This is a genomic window from Rhizobium sp. EC-SD404 (genome assembly GCF_902498825.1).
GTDB lineage: Bacteria > Pseudomonadota > Alphaproteobacteria > Rhizobiales > Rhizobiaceae > Georhizobium.
Genome location: NZ_LR701459.1, coordinates 1,982,810 through 2,006,031 on the forward strand (window position 1 = coordinate 1,982,810; position 23,222 = coordinate 2,006,031).

The 23,222-nt window shown below is 63.0% G+C and carries 22 protein-coding genes; 3 read left to right on the forward strand and 19 right to left on the reverse strand.

The window, feature by feature from the left end; genetic code table 11:
- Positions 1 to 3: 3 nt before the first annotated feature.
- The 7 genes from GC125_RS10275 to dgcN form a co-directional block, all read right to left on the reverse strand.
- Positions 4 to 981, reverse strand: coding sequence for a peptide ABC transporter ATP-binding protein (locus GC125_RS10275; protein WP_151985586.1), 978 nt, complete (start codon positions 979 to 981; stop codon positions 4 to 6).
- Positions 978 to 2,000 carry an ABC transporter ATP-binding protein gene (locus tag GC125_RS10280; protein WP_151985587.1) on the reverse strand — a complete coding sequence of 341 codons (1,023 nt, stop codon included), beginning with the start codon at positions 1,998 to 2,000 and terminating at the stop codon, positions 978 to 980. The genes GC125_RS10275 and GC125_RS10280 overlap by 4 nt, the downstream gene beginning before the upstream one ends.
- Entirely contained in the window at positions 2,000 to 2,938 is a 939-nt protein-coding gene (locus GC125_RS10285) for an ABC transporter permease subunit (protein WP_151985588.1), read from the reverse strand. The genes GC125_RS10280 and GC125_RS10285 overlap by 1 nt, the downstream gene beginning before the upstream one ends.
- Before the next feature lie 9 nt (positions 2,939 to 2,947).
- A complete protein-coding gene (locus GC125_RS10290; RefSeq protein ID WP_151985589.1) occupies positions 2,948 to 3,952 on the reverse strand; it encodes an ABC transporter permease subunit in 1,005 nt (334 codons plus the stop codon).
- 56 nt (positions 3,953 to 4,008) lie between these two features.
- Positions 4,009 to 5,604: an ABC transporter substrate-binding protein gene (locus GC125_RS10295; protein WP_151985590.1), complete on the reverse strand. Its 1,596-nt coding sequence runs from the start codon at positions 5,602 to 5,604 to the stop codon at positions 4,009 to 4,011.
- Between the two features lie 281 nt (positions 5,605 to 5,885).
- On the reverse strand, positions 5,886 to 6,869 hold the full coding sequence (gene dgcA, locus GC125_RS10300; RefSeq protein WP_199864541.1) for an N-acetyl-D-Glu racemase DgcA: 984 nt from the start codon (positions 6,867 to 6,869) through the stop codon (positions 5,886 to 5,888).
- Positions 6,870 to 6,872: 3 nt separating this feature from the next.
- Positions 6,873 to 7,868: an N-acetyltransferase DgcN gene (gene dgcN, locus GC125_RS10305; RefSeq protein ID WP_151987787.1), complete on the reverse strand. Its 996-nt coding sequence runs from the start codon at positions 7,866 to 7,868 to the stop codon at positions 6,873 to 6,875.
- Positions 7,869 to 8,049: 181 nt separating this feature from the next.
- Between dgcN and GC125_RS10310 the strand changes: the two genes are divergently transcribed.
- Positions 8,050 to 9,066: a DUF808 domain-containing protein gene (locus GC125_RS10310; RefSeq protein ID WP_151985591.1), complete on the forward strand. Its 1,017-nt coding sequence runs from the start codon at positions 8,050 to 8,052 to the stop codon at positions 9,064 to 9,066.
- Positions 9,067 to 9,088: 22 nt separating this feature from the next.
- Here GC125_RS10310 and xseA read toward each other — a convergent pair whose 3' ends face one another.
- The gene (xseA, locus tag GC125_RS10315) at positions 9,089 to 10,687 is read right to left on the reverse strand and encodes an exodeoxyribonuclease VII large subunit (protein WP_151985592.1); all 1,599 of its coding nucleotides are present in this window, start codon (positions 10,685 to 10,687) and stop codon (positions 9,089 to 9,091) included.
- 45 nt (positions 10,688 to 10,732) lie between these two features.
- A complete protein-coding gene (locus GC125_RS10320) occupies positions 10,733 to 11,683 on the reverse strand; it encodes a LysR substrate-binding domain-containing protein (RefSeq protein WP_151985593.1) in 951 nt (316 codons plus the stop codon).
- Between the two features lie 276 nt (positions 11,684 to 11,959).
- Between GC125_RS10320 and GC125_RS10325 the strand changes: the two genes are divergently transcribed.
- On the forward strand, positions 11,960 to 12,247 hold the full coding sequence (locus tag GC125_RS10325; RefSeq protein WP_151985594.1) for a YjiS-like domain-containing protein: 288 nt from the start codon (positions 11,960 to 11,962) through the stop codon (positions 12,245 to 12,247).
- 113 nt (positions 12,248 to 12,360) lie between these two features.
- On the opposite strand, the gene GC125_RS10330 is transcribed toward GC125_RS10325, so the two are convergent.
- From GC125_RS10330 to GC125_RS10370, 9 genes are all read right to left on the reverse strand, one after another.
- Positions 12,361 to 13,167: a DUF937 domain-containing protein gene (locus tag GC125_RS10330; RefSeq protein WP_151985595.1), complete on the reverse strand. Its 807-nt coding sequence runs from the start codon at positions 13,165 to 13,167 to the stop codon at positions 12,361 to 12,363.
- A 76-nt stretch (positions 13,168 to 13,243) separates the two neighbouring features.
- The gene (locus GC125_RS10335) at positions 13,244 to 14,617 is read right to left on the reverse strand and encodes a glutamate--cysteine ligase (RefSeq protein WP_151985596.1); all 1,374 of its coding nucleotides are present in this window, start codon (positions 14,615 to 14,617) and stop codon (positions 13,244 to 13,246) included.
- 153 nt (positions 14,618 to 14,770) lie between these two features.
- Entirely contained in the window at positions 14,771 to 15,508 is a 738-nt protein-coding gene (locus tag GC125_RS10340; protein ID WP_151985597.1) for a 16S rRNA (uracil(1498)-N(3))-methyltransferase, read from the reverse strand.
- A 31-nt stretch (positions 15,509 to 15,539) separates the two neighbouring features.
- Positions 15,540 to 16,166, reverse strand: coding sequence for a hypothetical protein (locus tag GC125_RS10345; RefSeq protein ID WP_151985598.1), 627 nt, complete (start codon positions 16,164 to 16,166; stop codon positions 15,540 to 15,542).
- Position 16,167: 1 nt separating this feature from the next.
- Positions 16,168 to 16,923, reverse strand: coding sequence for a metallophosphoesterase family protein (locus tag GC125_RS10350; RefSeq protein ID WP_151985599.1), 756 nt, complete (start codon positions 16,921 to 16,923; stop codon positions 16,168 to 16,170).
- Positions 16,924 to 16,925: 2 nt separating this feature from the next.
- Entirely contained in the window at positions 16,926 to 17,618 is a 693-nt protein-coding gene (locus tag GC125_RS10355; RefSeq protein ID WP_151985600.1) for a LutC/YkgG family protein, read from the reverse strand.
- Positions 17,611 to 19,041 carry a LutB/LldF family L-lactate oxidation iron-sulfur protein gene (locus GC125_RS10360; protein ID WP_151985601.1) on the reverse strand — a complete coding sequence of 477 codons (1,431 nt, stop codon included), beginning with the start codon at positions 19,039 to 19,041 and terminating at the stop codon, positions 17,611 to 17,613. Before GC125_RS10360 ends, GC125_RS10355 begins: the two co-directional genes overlap by 8 nt.
- Positions 19,042 to 19,043: 2 nt before the next feature.
- A complete protein-coding gene (locus GC125_RS10365; protein WP_502706050.1) occupies positions 19,044 to 19,823 on the reverse strand; it encodes a (Fe-S)-binding protein in 780 nt (259 codons plus the stop codon).
- A complete protein-coding gene (locus GC125_RS10370; protein ID WP_151985602.1) occupies positions 19,820 to 20,644 on the reverse strand; it encodes a FadR/GntR family transcriptional regulator in 825 nt (274 codons plus the stop codon). Before GC125_RS10370 ends, GC125_RS10365 begins: the two co-directional genes overlap by 4 nt.
- A gap of 169 nt (positions 20,645 to 20,813) precedes the next feature.
- On the opposite strand from GC125_RS10370, the gene GC125_RS10375 reads away from it, so the two are divergent.
- Positions 20,814 to 22,136, forward strand: coding sequence for a DUF3422 family protein (locus GC125_RS10375; RefSeq protein ID WP_151985603.1), 1,323 nt, complete (start codon positions 20,814 to 20,816; stop codon positions 22,134 to 22,136).
- A gap of 23 nt (positions 22,137 to 22,159) precedes the next feature.
- Here the strand turns inward: GC125_RS10375 and GC125_RS10380 are convergent, their stop codons facing one another.
- Positions 22,160 to 23,188 (reverse strand): LysR family transcriptional regulator, encoded by a 1,029-nt coding sequence (locus tag GC125_RS10380; RefSeq protein ID WP_151985604.1) that lies wholly within the window; start codon positions 23,186 to 23,188, stop codon positions 22,160 to 22,162.
- Positions 23,189 to 23,222 lie beyond the last annotated feature (34 nt).

Here is a 23,222-nt window from a genome sequence, read left to right on the forward strand (position 1 = left end):
CTCTCAGGCTGCCGCGCTGCTTTTTTCCATCGACAGCGGGAAGAAGCAAGCGGCATCGCGGCCTTCCACCGGCATCAATGGCGGCATCTCGCGTCGGCATCTGTCCTCGGCGCGCCAGCAGCGCGGATTGAAGGGACAACCGGGGGGTGGATTGAGCGGCGAGGGCAGTTCGCCCGTCAACGGAATGCGCTCTTTTTGCCGCTCAGGATCGGCCATCGGCGTCGCCGACAGCAGAGCCGCGGTATAGGGATGCTGCGGATCGGAGAACACGCGCTCCGCAGTACCGAATTCGACGGGCTTGCCGAGATACATCACCATGATGTCGTCGGCGATGTGCCGCACGACGGACAGATCGTGGCTGATGAAGAGATAGGCCAGGCCGAGCTCGTCCTGCAGGTCCATCAGGATGTTCAGAACCTGCGCCTGGATCGAAACGTCCAGCGCCGAAACCGGCTCGTCCAGGACAAGGATTTTCGGGTTGAGCATCAGGGCTCGCGCGATAGCGATGCGCTGGCGCTGGCCACCTGAGAACATGTGCGGATAGCGCTCATAGTGCTCGGCGCGCAGGCCGACGCGCGTCAGCATCTCATGCGCCTTCCGGCGTCTGGTGGCGGCATCGTCTTTGGTGTTGATCTTCAGCGGCTCTTCCAGAATCGCGCCGATCTTCTGGCGCGGATTGAGCGAGCCATAAGGGTTCTGGAAGATGATCTGCACCTTGCGGCGCAATTCCGCCGTCGGCCCCGTGACGGGGATTCCGTCGATCTTCAGCTCACCCTCGGTTGGGGTCTCGATCATCGTCGCGAGACGGGCGAGCGTCGATTTCCCGCAGCCTGATTCCCCGACAACGGCAAGCGTCTTGCCGGCCTCGAGGTCAAACGACACGCCATTCAGCGCCTTGACCGTTGCAGGCTTGCTGAAGGCTCCCCGCGTCACCTCGTAGTGGCGGTGGAGGTCGGTTCCTTGAAGGACAATCTCTGTCAAATAAGTTCCTCCTGCCGTTCCGCAACGGCTTTTTCAGGCGCGGGATGGCCTTGAGGCACGCCGTTGACCAGCGGGTAGTTGCAGAGGGCAAGCCCGAGCGATGTCGGTTGGCGCTTTACCGTCTGGCGACAGAGATCGGTCGCAAAGCTGCAGCGCGGTTCGAACAGGCATGCCGGCGGCCGATCGTTCGGGCCCGGAACCACACCGGGAATCGACGGAAGACGCTTGTTGCCGCGGGCACGCTCGGGAAGGGCAGCCAGAAGCGCGGCCGTATAGGGATGATGCGGGTCGCGGAAGAGCTCGGTAACCGGCTGTTCCTCCACCTTCTGGCCTGCGTATTGGACCTGCACGCGCTCGGCGGTCTCAGCCACCACTCCCATATCATGCGTGATCAGAATCAAGCCCATATCGGTCTCCTTCTGGAGCCGCACGAGGAGATCGAGGATCTGCGCTTGGATGGTGACGTCGAGCGCCGTTGTCGGTTCGTCGGCGATCAGGAGCTTCGGGTTGCACGACAGCGCCATTGCGATCATCACGCGCTGGCTCATGCCGCCGGAAAGCTGGTGCGGAAAGGCGGAAAGACGGTCGGCAGGCGCGGGGATCCCGACCAGTTCCAGAAGCTCGATCGAGCGCTGACGCCGTTCCTTGCGACCGAGGCCGAGATGCTTCTTGAGCATTTCGCCGATCTGAAAGCCGACGGTGAAGCACGGGTTGAGGCTCGACATCGGCTCCTGGAAGATCATGGCGATGTCCTTGCCGATGATCCTGCGCCGATCACGCGCCGACATGCCGATGAGGTCGTTGCCTTCGAAGCGCATGACGTCAGCTTCGATCTTGGCAGTCCACGGAAGAAGCCCCATCAGCGCCAGCATCGAAACCGACTTGCCCGAGCCGGACTCGCCGACGATCGACAGAATCTCTCCGGCATCGACACTGAGGCTGACGCCATCGACCGCTTTGAAGGGGCCGGAGGAGGTGTCGAAGGTGACGGTCAGGTTTTCAAGTTCGAGAAGCGGCATCAGGACCTCTTCAGCTTGGGGTCGAGCGCATCGCGCAGGCCATCGCCCATTAGGTTGATGGCGAGCACCGTGATCAGGATGGCGAGACCCGGGAAGGTGACGACCCACCAGGCGCGCAGAATGAACTCGCGGGCTTCCGCCAGCATCGTACCCCATTCCGGTGTGGGCGGCTGGGCGCCCATACCGAGGAAGCCGAGTGCCGCAGCGTCAAGGATCGCGTTGGAGAAGGAAAGCGTCGCCTGAACGATCAGAGGTGCCAGGCAGTTCGGCAGGATCGTCACGAACATCAGACGCAGGCGGCTCGCGCCGACGACGCGGGCGGAGGTGACATATTCGCGCTCGCTTTCGGCGAGCACGGAGGCACGCGTGAGGCGCACGAAGTGCGGCTGCAGGACGAGCGCGATGGCGATCATCGCGTTGACGAGGCCCGGGCCGAGGATCGCGACCAGCACCAGCGCCAGCAGAAGAGACGGGAAGGCGAGGATCACGTCCATCACCCGCATGATCACCGTGTCGATCCAACCGCGGAAGAAGCCCGCAATCAGGCCGAGCAGCACGCCGGTCGACACCGAAAGCACGACGACGACCACACCGATGAATAGCGAGAAGCGAGCGCCGTACATGAGCCGCGAAAGGACATCGCGGCCAACCGGATCAGTTCCGAGAATATAGGCGCTACGACCGCCTTCTTCCCACATGGGTGGAATCAGCAGTGCATCCCGGTTCTGAATGGTCGGGGCATGCGGTGCAAGGATGGGCGCGAAGACGGCGATCGCCACGATCAGGAGGAAGATCACAAGCCCGATGACCGAGCCCTTGTTCTGGCTGAAATAATACCAGAACTCGGCAAGGACCGAACGGGGTTTGGCGATTGTCGTTTCTCTTCCCGCCTCGGTACGTTCGTCGACGGCGGATTTTTCAGCTTCGATGTGGGTCATGGCCGCTTCCTAGTGCCGGATTCGCGGGTTGATCAGCCCGTAGAGCATGTCGACGAGGAGATTGACGAACATGATGACGATGGCGATCATCAGCAGGCCGCCCTGGACGACCGCATAGTCGCGCCGGAAAACGGAATCGACCATCCACTTGCCGATGCCTGGCCACGAGAAGATCGTCTCCGTCAGGATCGCGCCGGCAAGCAGGGTGCCCACCTGCAGACCGATGGTGGTGATGACCGGTATCATCGCATTGCGTAGGGCGTGAAGTCCGACGACGCGCCTTGGCGAAAGTCCCTTCGATCGAGCGGTACGGACATAGTCTTCGCCGAGCACTTCCAGCATGGCGGAGCGCGTCTGGCGCGCAATCACGGCAAGCGGAATGGTGGCAAGCACGATGGTCGGAAGGATCAGATGGCTGAGCGCTGACACGAACGCACCATCCTGGCCTGACAGCAAACTGTCGACCAGCATGAAGCCGGTGACGGGCGGTAAGAAATACAGGAGCGAGATGCGCCCGGAGACAGGCGTCCAGCCGAGCGTGCCGGAAAAGAAGATGATGAGCAGCAGGCCCCACCAAAAGATCGGCATGGAATAGCCGACGAGCGCCGTGCCCATGACGGTCTGGTCCACCCAGGTGCCGCGCTTGACGGCGGCGAGAACGCCGAGCGGGATGCCGATGACGGTGGCAAGCACGATTGCGCAGAAGGCGAGTTCGATCGTCGCCGGAAACAGCGTGAAGAACTCGTCGAGCACCGGTCTGCGTGTGACGATCGAAGTTCCGAGATCGCCCTGCAGGATACCCATGAGATAATCGAAATACTGAGCAACCAGCGGCCGATCGAAGCCCATTTCGGCGCTTAGCTGCGCGTAGCGCTCCGCGCTCATGCCGCGTTCGCCGGCAAGAAGCATGATCGGGTCGCCGGGCAACAAACGGATGAACGCAAATGAGATGATCGAAACCCCGATGAATGTCGGGATGATCAGCGCCAGGCGCGAAAGAAAGAATCTTAGCATGGCAAAAACCGGGAGCGGCTCATCGCCGCCCCCGGCTCCCTGTCTTTGAGCAGACTTTATTCCGCGATGTCGACGCCGTCGAACGTCATGTCGCCGAGCGGGCTCTGGACGAAGCCGCTGACTTCATTGCGCATCGGGACGTAGACAACCGAGTGAGCGATCGTCGCCCAAGGAGCTTCTTCCTTGAAGATTTCCTGAGCCTGCGTATAGAGCTCGGCACGCTCTTCCTGGGTCGGAAGCGTCTTGGCTTCCTGGACGAGCGCGTCGAATTCCTCGTTGCACCACTGAGCACGGTTGGCGCCACCGATGGCATCGCAGCCCAGCAGAACGGCAAGGAAGTTGTCCGGATCACCGTTGTCACCGGTCCAGCCGAGGAGCACGGCACCGTCACGGTCTTCAGCGGAAGAACGCTCCAGATATTCGCCCCACTCGTAGGAAACGATCTCGACGTCGACGCCGATCGCATTGAAGTCAGCCTGCATCAGCTCGGCCATGCGGCGTGCGTTCGGGTTGTACGGGCGCGAGACGGGCATCGCCCAGATCTTCATGGACAGATCGGTGACGCCGGCTTCTTCGAGAGCCGCCTGGGCAGCTTCCGGATCGTACTCGTCGTCCGTCAGATTGTCGTTGTAGGACCACATCGTCGGCGGGATCGGCGCCTTGGCGACGGTGCCGGCGCCCTGGTAGACGGCGTCGATGATCGCCTGCTTGTTGATCGCCATGTTCAGAGCGCGGCGAACTTCAGGGCGATCGAAGGGCTCCTGCTGCGTGTTGTAGGCGAAGTAGCCGACGTTCAGGCCTTCCTGTTCCATGACGGTCAGGTCGGCGTTCTGCTGCAGGCTCTCGAGGTCGGCCGGGTTCGGGAAGGCCATGATGTGGCACTCGCCGGCGGCCAGACGCTGCTGGCGGACCGAAGCGTCCGTGGTGATCGCGAAGACGAGATCGTCGATCGGCTGCACGCCTGCCCAGTACTCATCGAACGACGAATAACGGATGGCGGCATCGGCCTGGTAGGCGACGAACTGGAACGGGCCGGTGCCGATCGGTGCCTGGTTGAGCTGCTCGGGCGTACCGGCTGCCTCGAGCTGGTCGGCATATTCCTTCGACATGATCGAAGCGAACGGCATGGCAAGGTTGGCGAGGAACGGTGCGTTCGGCGCCGTCAACGTGAACTTGACCGTTAGATCGTCGACCTTCTCGATCGATGCGACGAGGTCAGGCATCGACATGGAGTTGTAGTATTCCCACGAAGCGCCGGAGACGTAGGCGTTGTAGGAATTCTCAGCATCACCCTGGCGCTCGAACGAGAAGATCACGTCGTCGGCGTTGACGTCGCGGGTCGGAGTGAAGGTTTCACTGGTGTGAAACTTGACGCCTTCGCGCAGCTTGAAGGTGTACTCCAGGCCATCGTCGGAGACTTCGAAGCTTTCAGCCAGGCCCGGCTCGGTTTCGGTCGTGCCCTTCTTGAACTCGAGCAGGCGGTTGTAGATCGGGTGCGCGGAAGCATCGAAGGTCGTGCCGGCCGTATAGAGCGCGGGGTCGAAGCCTTCAGGCGAGCCTTCCGAGCAATAAACGAGCGTCTTGGCCTGCGCAGCCGCTCCGAAGCAGGCCACGAGCATCGTCGTAGCCAAAAGCGTCTTGAGGTGACTCATAATAGCGTTCCCCTGGAACTGGTTTTGAAGGAAGTTTTCTTTTGAACGCCTGAACCGATCCGAATTGGTGGAGAAAACGGCCATCAGGTTGGGTTCTGGTCTGAAGCAAACGTCAATCTGCAGGGAATTGCAACGCAAGCATTGCGGTTTTTTTGACTGGATGATCAAACCGTAAAGATCGCGCAATAAAATTACGCCGGTTGCGCCGCGCAAGACCATTTCCCACAAAAATGCTGCGTCGCAGCATAATCGTGCTGTGGATAGGCGATCCGGCGCAATATTTATCCCCAGAGAGCAGGCGACGCAGGCCACACCATGGAGCCCTCGTAATGCATCGGATTTTGACGGTCTTCGGCTAGCAGTAAGGGACCGTCGAGATCGATGATTGCGGCGCCCTGCGCGGCGATGATGGCCGGTGCCATGGCCAGCGAAGAACCCACCATGCATCCGACCATCAGCGAGAAGCCTGCAGCAAGAGCGTCTTCGCGCAGTGCCAGCGCTTCTGTCAGCCCGCCTGTCTTATCGAGCTTGATGTTGACCATGTCGTAGCGGCCCTTAAGTCCTGCAAGCGATGTCCGGTCATGGCAGCTTTCGTCGGCACAGACGGGCAGGGGCCGATGGATCTCGCCGAGCATGGCGTCCTGGCCGACTGGCAGCGGCTGTTCGACCATCGCCACCCCGAGTTGCAGGAGATAGGGCGCGATTTCGGAATAGAGCTCCGCGGTCCAGCCTTCGTTTGCGTCGACGATGATCGTCGCCTGCGGCGCACCGGCGCGAACCGCTTCGAGCCGCGCGATGTCGTTCTCGCCACCGAGCTTGAGCTTGAGAAGAGGTCGTCCGGCGTTCTCCTCAGCTTTCCGGCGCATCGTCGCCGGTTCGGCCAGAGACAGCGTGTAGGCGGTCTCAAGCGCCGTCGGCGCTGCCAGACCCGCCAGTTCGTGGACCGGCCGGCCGGCACGCTTGGCTTCGAGATCCCAGAAAGCGCAGTCGAGCGCATTGCGCGCAGCCCCGGCGGGCAGACGTTCCTGCAGGCTTTTTCGATCGAGCGCCCCGGAAGCGATCTCATCGGCAAGATGTCGGATTTCTGTAATCACGCCTTCGACAGTCTCGCCGTAGCGGGCGTAGGGAACGCATTCGCCCCAGCCCATGAGATCGTCATCGGTGAGCTTTACAGTGACGACCCGCGCCTGGGTGCGCGATCCGCGCGAAATGGTGAAGACATCCTTCAGGGCGAAGACATCTTCGCTGACATCAAGCTTGATCATCGCTCAGACCAGTGCCTCGACGAGCCTTGCCGCCCCGTGACGGTATGGATCGACGGTGGGAAGGCCCATCCGCGCTTCGATGTCCTCCAGAAGCCGGCGCGCTTCATCCTCGCCGAGCGCCGCCGTGTTGATCGATATGCCCGTGACGATGCAATCGGGATTGACGATGCGAGCCATTTTCAAGGCGATGTCGCGCAGATCTTCCAGCGATGGCAGCGCATAGGAAGGCAGGCCGCGCATATGGGTGCGTGTCGGTTCGTGGCAAAGCACCAGAGCGTCCGGCTGACCGCCATGGATCAGCGCCAGCGTCACGCCGGAATAGGAGGCGTGGAAGAGGCTTCCCTGTCCCTCGATGAGATCCCAGTGATCAGGATCGTTGTCGGGGGTGAGCCATTCGACGCTTCCGGCCATGAAATCGGCAACGACGGCATCCAGCGGAACGCCGTTGCCGGTGATGAGGATGCCGGTCTGGCCGGTTGCCCGGAACGTCGCCTTCTGGCCCCGCGCCGTCATTTCCCGTTCCATGGCGAGTGCTGTGTACATCTTGCCGACCGAGCAATCGGTGCCGACCGCCAGGCAGCGCTTACCCCGCCGACGTTCGCCGTTCGCGATGGGATAGTCGACGCTCGGCACGCGCACATCATGCAGCGATCGCCCATTGGCCTCGGCGGCGCGCACCAGTTCAGGCTCGTCGGTCAGGAGGTTGTGGAGACCGGAGGCAACGTCGAGGCCGGCTTCGAGTGCCTGAACCAGAACTGCGATCCAGTCCTTGGAGATCACGCCGCCCCGATTGGCGACGCCGACGACGAGCGTCTTGACGCCATTCGCCACGGCTTCCTCGATCGTCATGTCGGGCAGGCGCATGTCCGCCTTGCAGCCGGGCAGCCGAAATCGTCCGATTGCGAAATCCGGCCGCCAGTCGCGAATGCCCTGGGCAACCTTCGCCGCAAGCGGGTCGGCCGCATCACCGAGAAAAAGCAGATAGGGCGTCGGGATCATCGTCATTTCGCAGTCGGCTCCAGAATTCGGTTCGCACAAGCCTAGCGATGACGCCAACGTGGCGAAAGGGGAAAGGTCGCAGTGCACAAAGCGTAGCCGTCCGGAACGCTCTGGCTTCGCCGAACTTATCAGGTAGATTGCATCCTTCTTGACCGCGACGGGCACCATCCATGAGACGCAAATGAGCGGGCTGCTGGCACTCCTCGACGACGTTGCCGCCCTCACCAAGCTTGCGGCAGCGCAAATCGACGACATCACCGCGCAAGCGTCGCGGGTCGGCGTCAAGGTCGCCGGCGCCGTGATCGACGATACGGCAAAGGCCGGCGCGAAGTCGCTCGGCGTCGTCGTCGACGATGCGGCGGTGACGCCCAAATACGTCCAGAACCTACCGGCTGCCCGCGAACTGCCCATCGTCTGGAAGATCGCGCGCGGCTCGATCTTCAACAAGCTGGTGATCCTGCTTCCCGTGGCGCTGGTGCTCGATACGTTCGCGCCCTGGCTGATCACGCCACTGCTCATGCTGGGCGGCGCGTATCTCTGCTTCGAGGGCGCTGAAAAAATCCTGCACCTCTTCGCGCCGCACGAAGAGGGGAAAGAGCATGCCGAAACGCTCGATGCCGCCCATCTCGAAGAGCAGCGAGTGGCAGGGGCCATCAAGACTGACTTCATCCTGTCGGCGGAAATCATGACGATCGCCCTTGCCGCGATCGAGGCGGAAGGCATCGTCTCGCGCGGAGTGGTCCTCGCCCTCGTCGCCATCGGCATCACGGCGCTCGTCTACGGCGCCGTGGCGCTTCTCGTGAAGGCCGACGATTTTGGCTTGAAGCTCGCACAGGTCGGCAGGCTCGGGGTCACCCGCTCCATCGGGCGCGGCATCGTCAAGGGCATGCCGGGCGTGATGACGGCGATCTCCACCATCGGAACGGCAGCGATGCTGTGGGTCGGCGGTTCGATCGTGCTGCACGGCCTCGAAGTGTTCGGTTTCGGCGGTCTCAGTCACATGATCGAAGATGTGGCCCATGGCGCCGCAGCGCTTTTGCCGGCGGCGGAAGGCGCCGTGACCTGGATCGTTACCGCAGCGCTCGACGGCGTGTTCGGCCTCGCACTCGGCCTGCTTCTCGTCCCGTTTGTCACGCGCGTGCTGACGCCGATCACGAATGCGGTTCGCGGCAAGAAGGAAGCGCCCGCCGGACATTGAGCGCTTGCGGCAGCCTGGAAGACTAGAACAGCGTTCCCTGCTTCGGCTTGACCGCCTCATCCTCTGACGCAGGTGTCTTGCGGACAGGCTTTCTCGGTGCCGAGCCGTCCAAGGCAAGTGCGTCGACGGAACCGTCGGCAAACTTCAGCGAAAGTCGCTGGCCGGAACCGATCTGTTCGGCAAGCGAAAGGGCTTGCCCGGCTTCATCGCGCACGATCGCATAACCGCGCTTCAGCACATTGTCGGGATTGAGGGAGCCGAGGACCCGGGATTGCTCGATCATCTGTCCACGCAAGCGCTCGAGCCGCCTTGCAATCGCACGATCGGCCCGTTCCTGTCGCGCAGCGACCGTCTCCGAAAACCGTTCGATACGCAGTTCGATGGGGCGAAGGCTGAGCTGGGACTCGAGCCGGGTCAGCCCCGAGCGGGTCCGATCGAGCCGGCGCTCCACGATGCGCTCGCTCTTGGCGATGAGATCCGTCACGCGTTGACGGCGATCCTTGATGCGCCCATCGAGCGCCATCGGCGTCAGCCGGCTTGCCCGCGCTTCGAAGGCGCGGCGTTTGTTCAAGGTGTTGAGTTCCAGCGCGCGACCGAGCTTTGCCGACACCTCGTCGAAATGGCGCCGAGGCAGCGCAAACAGCGTGTCGATCGAGGGCAGGGCGCGGGCCGTCTGTCGCAGCACCTGACGGCGCTGGTCGAGATGTCTTGACATGCAGCCGCTGAGCCGTGCCGAGAGCTGGGAAAGCCCGGCTTCGAGATCGGCTTTGACCGGCACAGCCATCTCTGCGGCACCGGTCGGCGTCGGCGCGCGGCGGTCGGCGGCGTGGTCGATCAGCGTCCAGTCCGTTTCGTGGCCGACGGCGGAGATCAACGGGATGCTGGAACTTGCGGCCGCACGCACGACGATTTCGTCGTTGAACCCCCAGAGGTCTTCCAGGCTGCCGCCGCCGCGGGCGACGATCAGGACATCCGGCCGCGGGATCGCCCCGTCTTTAGGCAAAGCGTTGAAGCCGGCGATCGCGTTCGAGACTTCCGTCCCTGTCGTCTCACCCTGGACGCGCACCGGCCAGACGAGCACATGCACGGGAAAGCGGTCGCGGATGCGGTGCAGGATATCGCGGATCACGGCACCGGTCGGCGATGTCACGACACCGATCGTCATCGGCATGAAGGGCAGGGCACGCTTGCGCGCATCCTCGAACAGCCCCTCGGCGGCGAGCTTTCGCCGGCGCTCTTCCAGAAGCGCCATCAGCGCACCGGCACCGGCAGGCTCGAGCGCTTCGATCACGATCTGGTATTTCGACGAACCGGGATAGGTCGTGACCTTGCCCGTCGCGATCACTTCCATGCCTTCCTCGGGCTTGAAGCGAAGCTTGGCAAAGGAGGTGCGCCAGATGACGGCCTCGATGCGGGAGCGATCGTCCTTCAGCGAGAAATAGGCGTGGCCGGAAGAATGCGGGCCGCGATAGCCCGAGATTTCACCGCGCACGCGCACATGGCCGAACGCATCCTCGACCGTTCGTTTGATCGAGCCTGAAATCTCGCTGACGGTGAATTCGGTGAGATTCGTCACGGCCTGCGATGCCGTCGGAGAATCGATATCGAAAAAGTCGCTCATCGCACCATTGCGCCCGATCGCTTCGAGAGGGTCAAGCGATGCCGCCTACCAGCCCGGCATCAGGTGCCCGTTGCGCTGGCGCGGGCGCATCTGCACGAAGCCCTGATCGCTCTCTTCCATGGCGGCAAGCGGCATCGGTGTGATGTTGTCGAGGCTGGCCGAAATATGCTGGCTGATCGCGTTCATCAGCGAGGCCGGCACGCCCGGCCGACGCATGATGCCGATCTGCGCGGGCGCCAGCGGCGGGAACCCATCCGCCGGCGAGAGAATGCGCATTCCCGGCCTGAGCGCCGCTTCTGGCAGCAGCGAAACCGCCAGCCCCGCCAGCACCGCGGAAGCAACCACGGTCGAGGACCAGCTCGTGAACAGGATCTGATAGTCGCGGTCGACCGAATCGAGCGCTGCGCAGGCGAGCTGACGCCACTGGCAATTTCGCCGTCCAACGGCAAGCGGCAGCGGCGTCGTCTCGTGCGCCGTGTGGTTGGCCGAAGACACCCAGTGGAGAGGCTCCGTGCGCACCACTTCCGATTGGCGTACGCGCGGATTGTGCGTCACCAGGGCAATGTCGAGCTCTCCGCGCGCCATCTTTTCCCCGAGGTCGTTGGAGGATTCGCACACGATATAGAGTTCGACGTTCGGATTGGACTTGGCGAAACGCGCGATGATTTCCGGCAGGAAACGATCCGCATAGTCGTCCGGCGTCCCTATCCGCAGCAGTCCCTCCAGACGGTTCTCGTCGAAGGCGGCCAGCGTCTCTTCGTTCAGCCGCAGCATGCGTCGCGCATAGATGATCAGCTTTTCGCCGTCTTCCGTCAGGCGGTTGGTGCGCCCGTCCTTGACGAAGAGCGGCTTGCCGATCCGCTCCTCCAGCCTGCGCATCTGCATGGAGACGGCTGACTGAGTCTTGTGCACACTGTCGGCCGCGCGGGTGAAGGAGCCTGCGTCGACGATGGCTGCGAACGTTTTGAGCTGATCGATATCCAAGGGGGCCGGCATGGGTGTCGTCCACATCATAAAGATTGATGCTTACCATTAGAAACATTCGCTGGAACGATCAATGTGATTCTGCGATCACTCTGAGCGTTCACACTCGTGATCAACGAAGCTCGTCACAACCGACGCGAACCATTTTCAAAATTGGGTTCTCGTCGGGTGGGTTTCTGCGACCACAATTTGGGAAACCGGGCACGTCAAGAGAGCACACGCCGCCCGAACTGAAACTGCTCTCCATCATCGGTCGCCGGCTGGAAACCGGCGCGAAGGAGCACTGCCATGAAGACGATCGAAACCCGCCCCGATCTCGATATCGCCCCTGCACGGATCACCGCGTCCGTAATCGCCAAAGCGATGGCGTTCCGTCTTCTCACCGTGTTCCGCGCGCTGCGAAATCGCAAGCAGGTCATGTATCTTGAAGACTTCACCGAGGAGCAACTGGCCGATATCGGCCTGACGCGGGGCGATCTCCTGACCTCGCTCGAAAGTCCTTGGTATGACGACCCGTCGCAGCATCTGTCGCGCTCGGTTTGGCAGCGGCGCAGCCGCATTCGTCCCCGGGCCTGATCCGGACGGCCGAGCCGTCCTCACTTACCGCGCGGCGCTCTCGTTGCCCCGAGAGCCGCGCACCGCGCATGCCCCGCGTCACGCGGGGCATGCGTCGTTTCAGGCAGTGCGCATCATGACTGGCGCTTCATGCCGTCGAGATACTGGTCGAAGATCTGGTCCATGGACTTGGCGTAACCGGTCTGGACCTCACGCCCCGCATCGAACATCTGTCCGAACATCCCGTCCAGCGTGGCCTTCTGATCGCCGCGCTTGTGCTCGGGCGCCGGTTCGTCCGCTTCAGGCGGCGGTTCGGTGTCGGACGTCCGGTTCTGCCCGAACATCGTCTCCATCATATCGTTGAAATTGCCGAAGACCGGGTTGTCGAAGGGCGAGGCCGCTTGCGGCTTGGGTTCCGGCAGATCCTCGCGGCCGGCCGCCTGGTAGCGGATCATCTGCTTCAGCATGTCGCCGAAGAAGTCGGGGCCGGTAACCATCGGATTTTGCGCCCGAGCGGCCTGGTTGTTCGCCTGCGTGTAGAGCCCGCCCATGACCATCGAGGCGAGCACCGGCAGCATCTGCTTGAAGATGTCCTGGCCGATACCAGTCGCCGATGCCGCCTGTTCTGCGACCTTGCGGCTGAGATCCTTGGACCCGAAGATATGCCCGAGAATGCCGTTTCCTTCCTGCACGCCCTGCGGCGTGAAGGCCGCTTGGGCGTCCTCGAAATAGCGGCGGTGATGGCCATCGGATAGCGCAGAGAGAAATGCGGCCATGGGCGCAGAGCCTGCCGTGTTGCGCTTCAGCCCAGCCGAAAAGGCAGGCGCGAGTGCCGCCATCGCTTGGGCGACCTGCGCCTCGGAAAGCCCGAACCGGCGCGCCATTTCGGCGGTGGCATGGCCATTGGCGGCCTGCTGCATCATGTCGTAAAGCGGCATCATCGGCGGTCGTCCTCCCAAACATTTGCTTGGCAGGAACTATAGGCCGAATGGGCTCAACCTGAAACGGGGGCCAGGCTCAGTAGGCGTATTCGTCGAAGACTGGTTCCACTGAGCCGTTCCACCGGCCTTTGTAGAGCGAAAGCATCTGCCCGGCCGCCGTTTCGCCGCGGGCAACGATCTCTTCCAGCGGCGCCAGGAAATGGCTCTCGTCATTGCCTTCGTCGTTGAGGCGAGCGCGGGACTGAAGCCCCTTTCGCGCAATGTCGAGAAGATCGCGGGAAAGGTGGTGCAGCGTGCGCCCATCGATTTCTGCGTCGAGACCCTGGACCGGAACGGCGTCTCGCAGCGCGTTGACCTGCTCGAATGTCCAGGCCTTGGTCAGCTGTTCCGCCGCATCGAGCGCTTCGCCGTCATAGATCAGCCCAACCCAGAAAGCGGGCAGGGCGCAGATGTTGCGCCACGGGCCACCATCGGCTCCGCGCATTTCGAGGAAGCGCTTCAGGCGAACATCCGGGAAAAGCGTGGAGAGGTGGTTTGCCCAGTCGCCCATCGTCGGCAGGCCATCAGGCAGTTCGTCCTTCAGCGCACCGTCCATAAACTGCCGGAAGGTGACATGCGTGCAGTCGTGATAGACGCCCTTGCGCGTCACGAAATACATCGGAACGTCGAGCGCCCAATCGACATAGTGTTCGAAACTGAAGCCCGGCTCGAAGATGAAGGGCAGAAGCCCCGACCGCTGGTTGTCTGTGTCCCGCCAGATGTCGCCGCGCCAGGAAAGGAAACCGTTCGGCTGGCCTTCGGTGAAGGGTGAGTTGGCGAAGAGCGCAGTTGCGATCGGCTGCAGCTTGGTCGAGACCTGCATCTTGCGGCGCATGTCGGTCTCGCTCGAAAAGTCGAGGTTCACCTGGATCGTGCAGGTCCGGTACATCATGTCGAGGCCCTGCTTGCCGACCTTCGGCATGTAGGCTGTCATGATGTCGTAGCGCGATTTCGGCATGCGCGGCGTTTCGGCAAGCGACCATTTCGGGCTGCCGCCGAGGCCGAGGAAGCGAATCCCGAGCGGCTCGGCGATCTCGCGCAACTGCGCCAGATGGGCGTTTGATTCCCGGCACGTCTGGTGGATGGTTTCAAGCGGCGCGCCCGAGAGTTCGAACTGGCCGCCGGGCTCCAGCGAGATCGCTCCCTGGCCGGTCGGCTCGACGAGCCCGATGATCTTGCCGGCGTCGATGATCGGCTCCCAGCCCAGCATCCGGGTCATGCCGTCCAGCAGCGCCTTGATCGAGCGCTCGCCCTCATAGGGAACCGGCGTGTTGCCGTCGATGAAGAAGGGGAATTTCTCGTGCTCGGTGCCGATGCGGAAGTCGCTTTCCGACTTCGATCCGTCTGCGAGATGGGTGATGAGCTCGGCCTTGGAGGCGATCGGCGTCAGGTCGGTCGTGTCGCGTGCCATGAAGCTCTCTGCGGATGTTGCAACGAGCCCGCCTGATCTTGCCGAGCGGGACGCTCGCTGCTTGAACCAGAAGGCGCGCGGTGCGCAAGCGAAAATCATTGAACCCGCTGTCAACGGATGGAAAGAGGGATAGGCCTTTCGTACGGACTGGCCTCAGCGCCAGTCGCCGATCGTCGCCTGCAGCACCGCAAGCGCCGCGACGGCAGCGGTGTCCGCCCTCAGGATTCGCGGCCCCAGCGGAATGGCGGTGACGAAGGGAAGAGCGTGCAGCATGCGGCGCTCATCTTCCGAAAACCCGCCTTCCGGCCCGACGAGCAGCGCCAGATGCGTCTCGGTGATCGCGCTCAATGCCAATACCGGGTTTTGCGTCTCTGCCCCTTCGTCGCAGAACACGATCCGGCGCTCATCATCCCAGCCGGTAAGCAGCGGCTCAAGCTTCAGCGGTTCGCGCATTTCGGGAATGGCGAGGATACCGCACTGCTCGGCCGCTTCGCGCGCATTGGCCGCAAGCCGCTCCACATGGACGCGGTGAACCTGCGTGTGCTGCGTCAACACCGGCTGCAGAATGCCGGCGCCCATTTCCACCGCCTTCTGCACCATGTAATCGAGCCGAGCCTGCTTCAGCGGGGCGAATAGATAATGGAGGTCGAGCGGTGCCGGCTGCGGGCGCACCTGTTCGGTCGGCAGGATCTCGACGCGCTTTTTTGCCGGCTGTGTCAGCCTGCACAGCCATTCGCCGTCCCGCCCGTTGAAGACGAGCACTTCGGCGCCTTCGCCGAGGCGAAGCACGTTGATGAGGTAGTTCGTCTGGTCCTTGTCGAGCGGCACGGATTGCTGGTCGAGGAGGGCGGCTTCGACGAAGAGGCGTTGCAGTCTGAAATTTGCGCGCATCCAAACGCCATGCATGAGGCGCGCTGCGAACTCAAGTGCCGTGCGACAGACCCGAAGGGTGGATCACCGGTCGGTAGCCGGCCTCAAGCGCTCGAAGCGTCGACGGCGGCGTCAAGATCACGCCATCGCTTGCACGCGGGGCTGGATCATCGTGGTATCCATCGAACGACCACCCAAGGAGCTTACCTCCGAGAACCAGACACGCGCGTCCCGACACGTCGAGGAAACTGCCGTCCGGCAAACAGTGCAGATCCCGCATCGGCAAGCGACGACGCACATTTGCGTCGAGCCGCTCACTGTGAAGGAGGGCGTCGATCTCCGGCGCTTTCATCGCCGCCAGCCCGTTGCCCGCGGCAAAGCAGCGGGAGAACTCGATGGCGCGGGCGCGCTGGCATTCGAAGCAGGGTCGATGGCCGGAAGCCAGCGCGGTCGCTTCGTCGAGAAAGAAGAGCTCTGTGTAACTCTCGCCCATGACAATCCGCCTTCGACCCTTGAAGTCGCAAAGACAGATGATCCAGGCTCTCGACGCAAAGCGACGCTTCGTCAGCGTGCGCGTCGCGGGATCGTGGATCCGGCCGCCGCGATTGCCCATGAAAAGACCCCGCGCGGGATGAGCATGGATCGATCCGAACGGATCGACCCGGTTCTGGAGCGGCATGTCAGCCTCCCGGCTGGTCCTTCGCGCGATGCACCGTGTAGACGCTCTTTGCGTCGCCCTCGAGGATCAGAGCGGTCAGTTTCTCGCGCACATAGACGCCCGTATCGATGTTGATCCGGTTCGGTCGCAGGTCCGCTTCTTCTTGCGGCGTATGGCCGTGGACGATGACTTTCGGATGCAGCCCCTCGTAAGCGAGGAATTCGCGTCGGATCCACATGAGATTGTCGGGTGTCTGCGCTTCCAGCGGCACGGTCGGCTTGATGCCCGCGTGACAGAAGAAGAAGTCGCCTAAGGAGACGGAGTAGGGTCGCTGCTCGAGGAAGCGGCGATGCATCGAGGGCAGGGACTGCACGAAGCGCCGGGCGCTTTCGCGAAATGCCGCGTCGCTCGCGGTCGACAGCGACACGCCGTAGGACCGGATCGTTTCCGGCCCGCCATTGGTTGCGAACATGCTCGACGCGTCCGGTGCGTCCAGAAAGTCCAGCATCCCCTGATCGTGGTTGCCGCGAAGCGCGATAATCCGCGCATCCTGCGCCATGCGACCGATCAGGAAATCGAGCACCCCTTTGGAATCCGGGCCTCGGTCGACATAGTCGCCGACATGCACGATACGCCAGTCTTTCGCCGGCCGAAACCGCAGATCTTCGTCGATGCGCCTGTGCATGGCGCGCAGAAGATCGGCGTAGCCGTGAACGTCGCCGATGGCATAGATCCTGAGGCCCTCGGGCGCGCGGGCCGCGGCGAGATCGACCGCCATGCTCAGCTGCCTTCGTCGACCACGATGATGTGGAGCGCGCGCGGACCATGCGCGCCGAGCAGAAGGGTCTGCTCGATGTCCGCCGAGCGCGAAGGTCCCGTCACGAAGTTGACGACGCGGCTCATTTTGCCCTTGCCGAACATCTGACGCACCCGCCGCCACACCGCTTCCATGTCGCCCTCTATATCGGCGCCATTGATGACGACGAGATGATATTCGGGAAGGAAGTTGATCGTGGTCGGATTGTCGGCGCCGGCCGTCAGCACAACGGTCCCGGTTTCTGCCACACCGGCGATCGCGTGGCTAAGGCCTGCCATGTCCAGGCCGTCGCTCGCACCGTCAACCACGCTCAAGGATGCAGCTGCCTGCCAATCCGCGCTCCGCAGACGTGCATCGTTGCCGATGCGAATGGCGGCAGGCAGATTGCGTTCGCGCAGATATCGGCTGACGCATTCGGGCAGTGCGGCATAGCTGCTCACCCTTTCCACGGTTGCCTGAACGCCTTCCGCCTTGTCGATGAAGAGCGCCTGCCGTGCTTCCTTCGGCAATTGCCCGCGTTGCGGAACGACGCCGAGAGGCGCGTTGGCGAGACGCTCCGAGACTGCATGCCGGCGTTCTGCATCCGCCAGCGCTCGGCCGTTGACGGCGCGGATCCGGTCGAGGATTCCGGCGCGTGCGTTTGCTCGATCAGCCATGGTGTTCAGCCTTTGCACGTGCAGCATATTGCTGCTGGAACGTCTTGCCTTCCGGCGCCGGCAGGTCCCGATGGGTCGTCCAGCCCGATGCGAGGGGCAGGCTTTTCAATCGGTGGCGGTCGCCGCCGAGCCTGGCGATGATCGGCATCGCGATCGACACGGCGGCCCGATAGAGCGCCGGCCGCTTGGCGAAGAAGGCCCAGAGCCCAAGCCCGTAGCGCGCGCCCTTCGGCGACAATTGCCGCTCGAACTCGTCCTCGCGCCAGTGTCGCATCATCTTCGGCAGCGGAATGCGCATCGGACAGACGGATTCGCACCTGCCGCAGAAAGTCGAGGCGTTCGGCAGATGACCTGCCTTGTCGATGCCGTTGAGCGACGGCGTCAGCACCGCGCCCATCGGCCCCGGATAGACCGAGCCGTAAGCATGGCCGCCGACGGCGTGATAGACCGGGCAATGGTTCATGCAGGCGCCGCAGCGGATGCAGCGCAGCATCTCCTGGTATTCTGTGCCAAGCATCGCCGTGCGGCCGTTGTCGAGCAGCACGACGTGGTATTCCTCCGGACCATCGGGATCCTCGGCGCGCTTCGGGCCGGTGGAGAAGGTCGTGTAGACCGACATTTCCTGGCCAGTCGCCGAGCGTGCGAGCACCCGCAGGATCTGGCTCGTATCCTCGAGTGTCGGCACGATCTTCTCGATCGATGCGACGACGACGTGGCAGCGCCCGAGCGTCTGCGTCATGTCGCCGTTGCCCTCATTGGTCACGATGACCGAGGAACCCGTTTCCGCGACGAGGAAATTCGCGCCGGTTATGCCGACATCAGCCTCGAAATAGCGTTGGCGCAGCACCGCGCGGGCTTCGGCGAGCAGCGTCACCGGTTCGGTCAGGTCGCGATCGAGGGCAAGATGGGTGTGGACCCGGCGGAAATCGGCTTCGACCTGATCGCGGTTGAGGTGAACGGCCGGCGCGATGATGTGGCTCGGATGCTCGCCGCGCAGCTGGATGATGTATTCACCGAGATCGGTTTCGACCGGTTCGATGCCGTGTTCGGTCAGGTAGTCGTTGAGGTGGATCTCTTCCGAGATCATCGACTTGCCCTTGGTGACCGTCTTGGCGTTTCGCTTGCGGCAGATTTCGAGAATGATCCGGCGCGCATCTTCGGCGGTTTCCGCCCAATGGACGTGACCGCCGGATTCGGTCACCCGTCTCTCGTACTCCTCGAGATAGAGGTCGAGATTGGCGAGCGTGTGATCCTTGATTGCCTTGGCATTGTCGCGCAGTGCATCGAATTCGGGCAGCGCCTCGGCCGCCTTTGCCCGTTTTTCGATGAAGTTCTTCTCCACATTGCGCAGCGCCTTTTGCAGCTGCACGTCGGCAAGCGCCTTGACGGAGTTCTGTTTGAATTCGTGCGAGGTGAGTTGCATGGTCAGCGTCCCGATCCGGCGATGGGCGGCGTGTCGGTCATACCAGCCAGCACTTCCGCCACGTGCCGCACCTCTGTCTTCGCGCCCTGGCGCTTGAGCTTGCCCGCCATGTTCATCAGGCAGCCGAGATCGCCGGCAAGCAGCAGATCGGCATCGCTCGCCTCGATATTCGCCGCCTTTTTGGTGACGATGGCGTTGGAGATGTCGGGATATTTCACGCAGAAGGTACCGCCGAATCCGCAGCACACATCGGCATCGCGCAATTCCTTGAGTTCCAAACCGTCGATTGAACCGAGAAGCGCGCGCGGTTGGCTGCGAACGCCAAGCTCACGCAGGCCCGAGCAGGAATCGTGATAGGTGACGGTGCCGTCGAAGGACCCCGGCACATCCGTCATGCCGCGAATATCGGCGAGGAACGAGACGAGTTCGTGAACCTTCGCGGCGAACTCGGCCGCGCGTTTCTCCCAGCGCGAATCGCCTGCGAAGAGCTCCGTATAGTGCTTCTTCAGCATCGCCGCACAGGAACCGGAAGGCGCGACCACATAGTCGAAGCCCTCGAACGTTTCGATCACCTGCCGGGCAATGTCGGTCGTGTCCTTGCGGTCGCCGGAATTGTAGGCAGGCTGGCCGCAGCAGGTCTGCGCGCGTGGCACGTCCACCATGCAGCCTGCCGATTCCAAAAGCTTGATCGTCGCAAAGCCGACGCTCGGCCGGAAGAGGTCCACGAGGCAGGTGACGAAAAGGCCCACCCGCGGCGTGGTGGTGGGGACGTTCAGGCTCACTCGGCTGCCTCCTTGTTGGCAATCATGGCTGGTGCCTTGGCCGTTTTCGGCGCGCGGCGTTGTTTAAGGCGCATGGCGGCGATCTTTTCCCAGTCGTCGACGCGCTCGGCTTCTTCCATGGTTTTGGATACGAAATCGATATGGTCCTGCGCCGTCTTGCGGGCGCGGTCGGGGTCGCCCGCGATCACCGCTTGGGCAATCGCGCAATGCTGTTCGAGCAGGCTGTCCCGAGCGCCCGGCACTCCATAGATCATCGCGCGGTTATAGAAGACGCCGTCGGCGAGAAGCCGGTAGCAAGAACGCAGCGTGTGGAGCAGCACGATATTGTGCGCCGCTTCGCCGACCGCATCGTGCAATTCGACGTCGAGTTCCGCTTCCTCGGCGAAATCGGCGCGGCCGTGGGCTTCCTGCATCGTGTCGACCAGTGTGCAAAGCTGCGCGCGATCGGCAGCGGTTGCCCGCCGCGCCGCAAGCTCCGCCGTCATCCCCTCCATGGCGCGGCGATACTCCAGATAGTCCTCGGTCGCGCGTCGATGCCGGCCGATCAGCTGGACGAGCGCCGGTGCGAATATCTGGCCGACGATGTCGGCAACGAACGTACCGCCGCCATGCCGCGAATGGACGAGACCGCGAAGCTCCAGCTCTTTCAGCGCCTCACGCAGGATCGGCCGGGACACGTCGAGCTGTTGGGCAAGATCGCGCTCGCCGGGCAGGCGGTCTCCCGGCCGTAGCACGCTTTCCAGGATCAACCGCTCGATCTGCAGCACCACGGCATCCGCCGTGCGCGCATGGTCGATGCTGTGGAAAATGTCGGAACTCATGGGGCTTCGCTCCGCCGCGCTCTGTCGGCGCCTGATCATCGCCGAAACTATCAACTGGACCTGTCAGTGGTCAATAATCTTTGCCAGTTGTGTTCTGGTCCGACCCCTTGCCCAATTGCGCGACCACGCCGATAGTGCGCCGTGGGTTTGTGGTTTCGAGGGCGTTGAGTTGAGCAGGGGCAGTTTTGGGTTTCCCGTCGCACCGCAGCGTGCCAAGGCGCTGGGCGAGATCCACGCGCGGCCATCGCCGCTTCTTGAGTCCCCGCGGGTCATCGTACAACTGGCATTCATGACCGATGGCGGGGCAAGCGTCGACCATGCGGTCCTGGCCGATCTTATTCGAGCCCGCGGCCTTTCCGCACCGCAGAAAGATGCCCGCCATCACACCTTGTCCTGGGGGCAGGGCACGTTGCGTTGGGAGCGCCACACCGAATTCTCCACTTATGCCTGGGAAGGGCCGGTACCCGATCGCTTCGACGGCGACCTTGTCGGTCATCCGTTCGGCGATGGCTTCAATCCGCCCGGCAGCCTCATCTCCGGCGTCCGACTGGAAATCCGCAAATGGACCGACGAGGAGGAAGCGCAAGCGATCCGCATCTTCGATCCGTCGAGCCTCTGCTATTCGCTGGTCGAAGACGGGCGCGCCGCGGCGCTGACTGATTTTCGGCAGGACAAGGATGGGCTGACGCGGATTCTCGTGCTCGACAAGGGCTTGTCGCCGGCGCGTGCTGGTGCGTTGACCCAGCGCCTGATCGAGATCGAAACCTATCGAACCCTCGCGATGCTGGGCCTGCCACAGGCCCAGACCCTGTCTCCGGAGATCCGGCGCATCGAGGACCGGCTGACCGAGATCACCCAGAAGATGCGCGAGAATGCCCGCGAAGATGCCGATGCGATGCTGACGGACATCACGCGCCTTGCCGCTGAACTGGAAGCGAATGCCGCAGCCGGACTCTACCGTTTCGGCGCGAGCCGCGCCTATGACGGTATCGTGCTCGAGCGCATCAAGGCGCTGCACGAGCAGGCGGTGCCAGGCTACGACACCTGGGGCGCGTTTCTGGAACGCCGCGTCGCGCCTGCCATGCGCACCTGTCGGTCGATCGAAGAACGCCAGGTCAATCTGTCGCGCAAGCTCGCGCGTGCCACACAACTGCTTCGAAGCTGGATCGATGTGGAGCTCGAGAAGCAGAACTCGGCGCTGCTCCATTCGATGAACCGCCGCGCCAAGCTGCAATTGCGTCTGCAGCAGACGGTCGAAGGCCTCTCGGTCGCGGCCATCTCCTATTACGTCGTGGGGCTGGTTTCCTATCTCGCCAAAGCGTTGTCGGACCTCGGATTGCCGATCGATCCGGCTTTGGTGACCGGTCTGTCCGTGCCGGTCGTCGTGCTGGTCATCTTCCTGATCGTGCGCGGAATCCGTCAGCACCACCGTCGCGAAGACGAAGACGCTGCCGCCAAGGGCACGGCGCCCAGCGGCGACTACGATATCTGAGCGATCTCGGGAGAGCCTGACAACTATTCGGCCGCGGTAGCCTTGCCATTGGCGCGTGTAGAGGCAGCGTGTTCGGTTGCTTTGGCGGCCGATGCCGCCTCCGCCTGCTTCACGGCATTCTTCCGCAAAGCCGCGAGATCGGCCACCTGTGGTTTCGGCAGGTCCCAGTAAGGCGTCGGCCCGAACAGCGCGGCGAGAAAATCGATGAAGACGCGGATCTTGGCCGGCAGGAACCGTCGGCTCGCATAGACGGCGTGAATCGCCACGTTGCGCGATCCTTCGCAGTCCGGAAGCACGCGCACCAGCCGTCCATTCGCCAGCTCGTGTCCGACATCCCATGTCGACCGGAGCGCGATGCCGACGCCGCCGATCACGCATTCGCGCACGACCTCGGACGAATTGGTCGCGAGCGGTCCAAGCGGCCGATAGATCAGGGCGCCGTCTGGACCCTCAATCTTCCATGGCTCGCTGTTGTGCGACGCGATGCAGACATGGCGATCGAGTTCGCCGATCTTTTTGGGCTCGCCCATCCGTTCGATATAGTCGGGCGAAGCACAGAGTATGCGCTGGACCGGGGCGAGCTTGCGCGCGACGAGGCTGGAATCGGAGAGTTCCGCGATGCGGATCGCCACGTCGTAGCCGTCGCCGACGATGTCGACGAATTCATCCGAAAGCACCAGATTGACCGCAAGATCAGGGTTGGCCAGCATGAAGCTGTTGATGTGCGGCGCGATGTGCATGCGGCCGAAGGATGTGGGCGCGGAGACCTTCAAGGTGCCGCGCGCCAGCGCCGACCGACGCGAAACGAACGCCTCCGCTTCCTCGATGCCGGCAAGAATGGCAAGGACGCGCTCGTAGAAACCGTGGCCGGCCTCCGTCAGCGAAATCTGGCGCGTCGTGCGCTGAAGAAGGCGTGTGCCGAGCCGATCTTCAAGGCGGCGCAGACGCTTCGAAACCACGGCGGGGGAAAGGCCGAGTTCGCGCCCAGCGGACGACATGCTGCCGGCTGCGACAACACGCGCGAATATCTCAAGATCGCCCAGATTGTTCATGGCATCCTCGGCGTGTCCGCCCCCCAACTCACTC

Bases quoted from the DNA above. Each gene is read 5' to 3' on its own strand.
- GC125_RS10280 (WP_151985587.1), bottom strand. From the start codon at position 2,000: ATGCCGCTTCTCGAACTTGAAAACCTGACCGTCACCTTCGACACCTCC.
- GC125_RS10285 (WP_151985588.1), bottom strand. From the start codon at position 2,938: ATGACCCACATCGAAGCTGAAAAATCCGCCGTCGACGAACGTACCGAG.
- GC125_RS10290 (WP_151985589.1), bottom strand. From the start codon at position 3,952: ATGCTAAGATTCTTTCTTTCGCGCCTGGCGCTGATCATCCCGACATTC.
- GC125_RS10295 (WP_151985590.1), bottom strand. From the start codon at position 5,604: ATGAGTCACCTCAAGACGCTTTTGGCTACGACGATGCTCGTGGCCTGC.
- dgcA (WP_199864541.1), bottom strand. From the start codon at position 6,869: ATGATCAAGCTTGATGTCAGCGAAGATGTCTTCGCCCTGAAGGATGTC.
- dgcN (WP_151987787.1), bottom strand. From the start codon at position 7,868: ATGATCCCGACGCCCTATCTGCTTTTTCTCGGTGATGCGGCCGACCCG.
- GC125_RS10310 (WP_151985591.1), top strand. From the start codon at position 8,050: ATGAGCGGGCTGCTGGCACTCCTCGACGACGTTGCCGCCCTCACCAAG.
- xseA (WP_151985592.1), bottom strand. From the start codon at position 10,687: ATGAGCGACTTTTTCGATATCGATTCTCCGACGGCATCGCAGGCCGTG.
- GC125_RS10320 (WP_151985593.1), bottom strand. From the start codon at position 11,683: ATGCCGGCCCCCTTGGATATCGATCAGCTCAAAACGTTCGCAGCCATC.
- GC125_RS10325 (WP_151985594.1), top strand. From the start codon at position 11,960: ATGAAGACGATCGAAACCCGCCCCGATCTCGATATCGCCCCTGCACGG.
- GC125_RS10330 (WP_151985595.1), bottom strand. From the start codon at position 13,167: ATGATGCCGCTTTACGACATGATGCAGCAGGCCGCCAATGGCCATGCC.
- GC125_RS10335 (WP_151985596.1), bottom strand. From the start codon at position 14,617: ATGGCACGCGACACGACCGACCTGACGCCGATCGCCTCCAAGGCCGAG.
- GC125_RS10340 (WP_151985597.1), bottom strand. From the start codon at position 15,508: ATGCGCGCAAATTTCAGACTGCAACGCCTCTTCGTCGAAGCCGCCCTC.
- GC125_RS10345 (WP_151985598.1), bottom strand. From the start codon at position 16,166: ATGCCGCTCCAGAACCGGGTCGATCCGTTCGGATCGATCCATGCTCAT.
- GC125_RS10350 (WP_151985599.1), bottom strand. From the start codon at position 16,923: ATGGCGGTCGATCTCGCCGCGGCCCGCGCGCCCGAGGGCCTCAGGATC.
- GC125_RS10355 (WP_151985600.1), bottom strand. From the start codon at position 17,618: ATGGCTGATCGAGCAAACGCACGCGCCGGAATCCTCGACCGGATCCGC.
- GC125_RS10360 (WP_151985601.1), bottom strand. From the start codon at position 19,041: ATGCAACTCACCTCGCACGAATTCAAACAGAACTCCGTCAAGGCGCTT.
- GC125_RS10370 (WP_151985602.1), bottom strand. From the start codon at position 20,644: ATGAGTTCCGACATTTTCCACAGCATCGACCATGCGCGCACGGCGGAT.
- GC125_RS10380 (WP_151985604.1), bottom strand. From the start codon at position 23,188: ATGAACAATCTGGGCGATCTTGAGATATTCGCGCGTGTTGTCGCAGCC.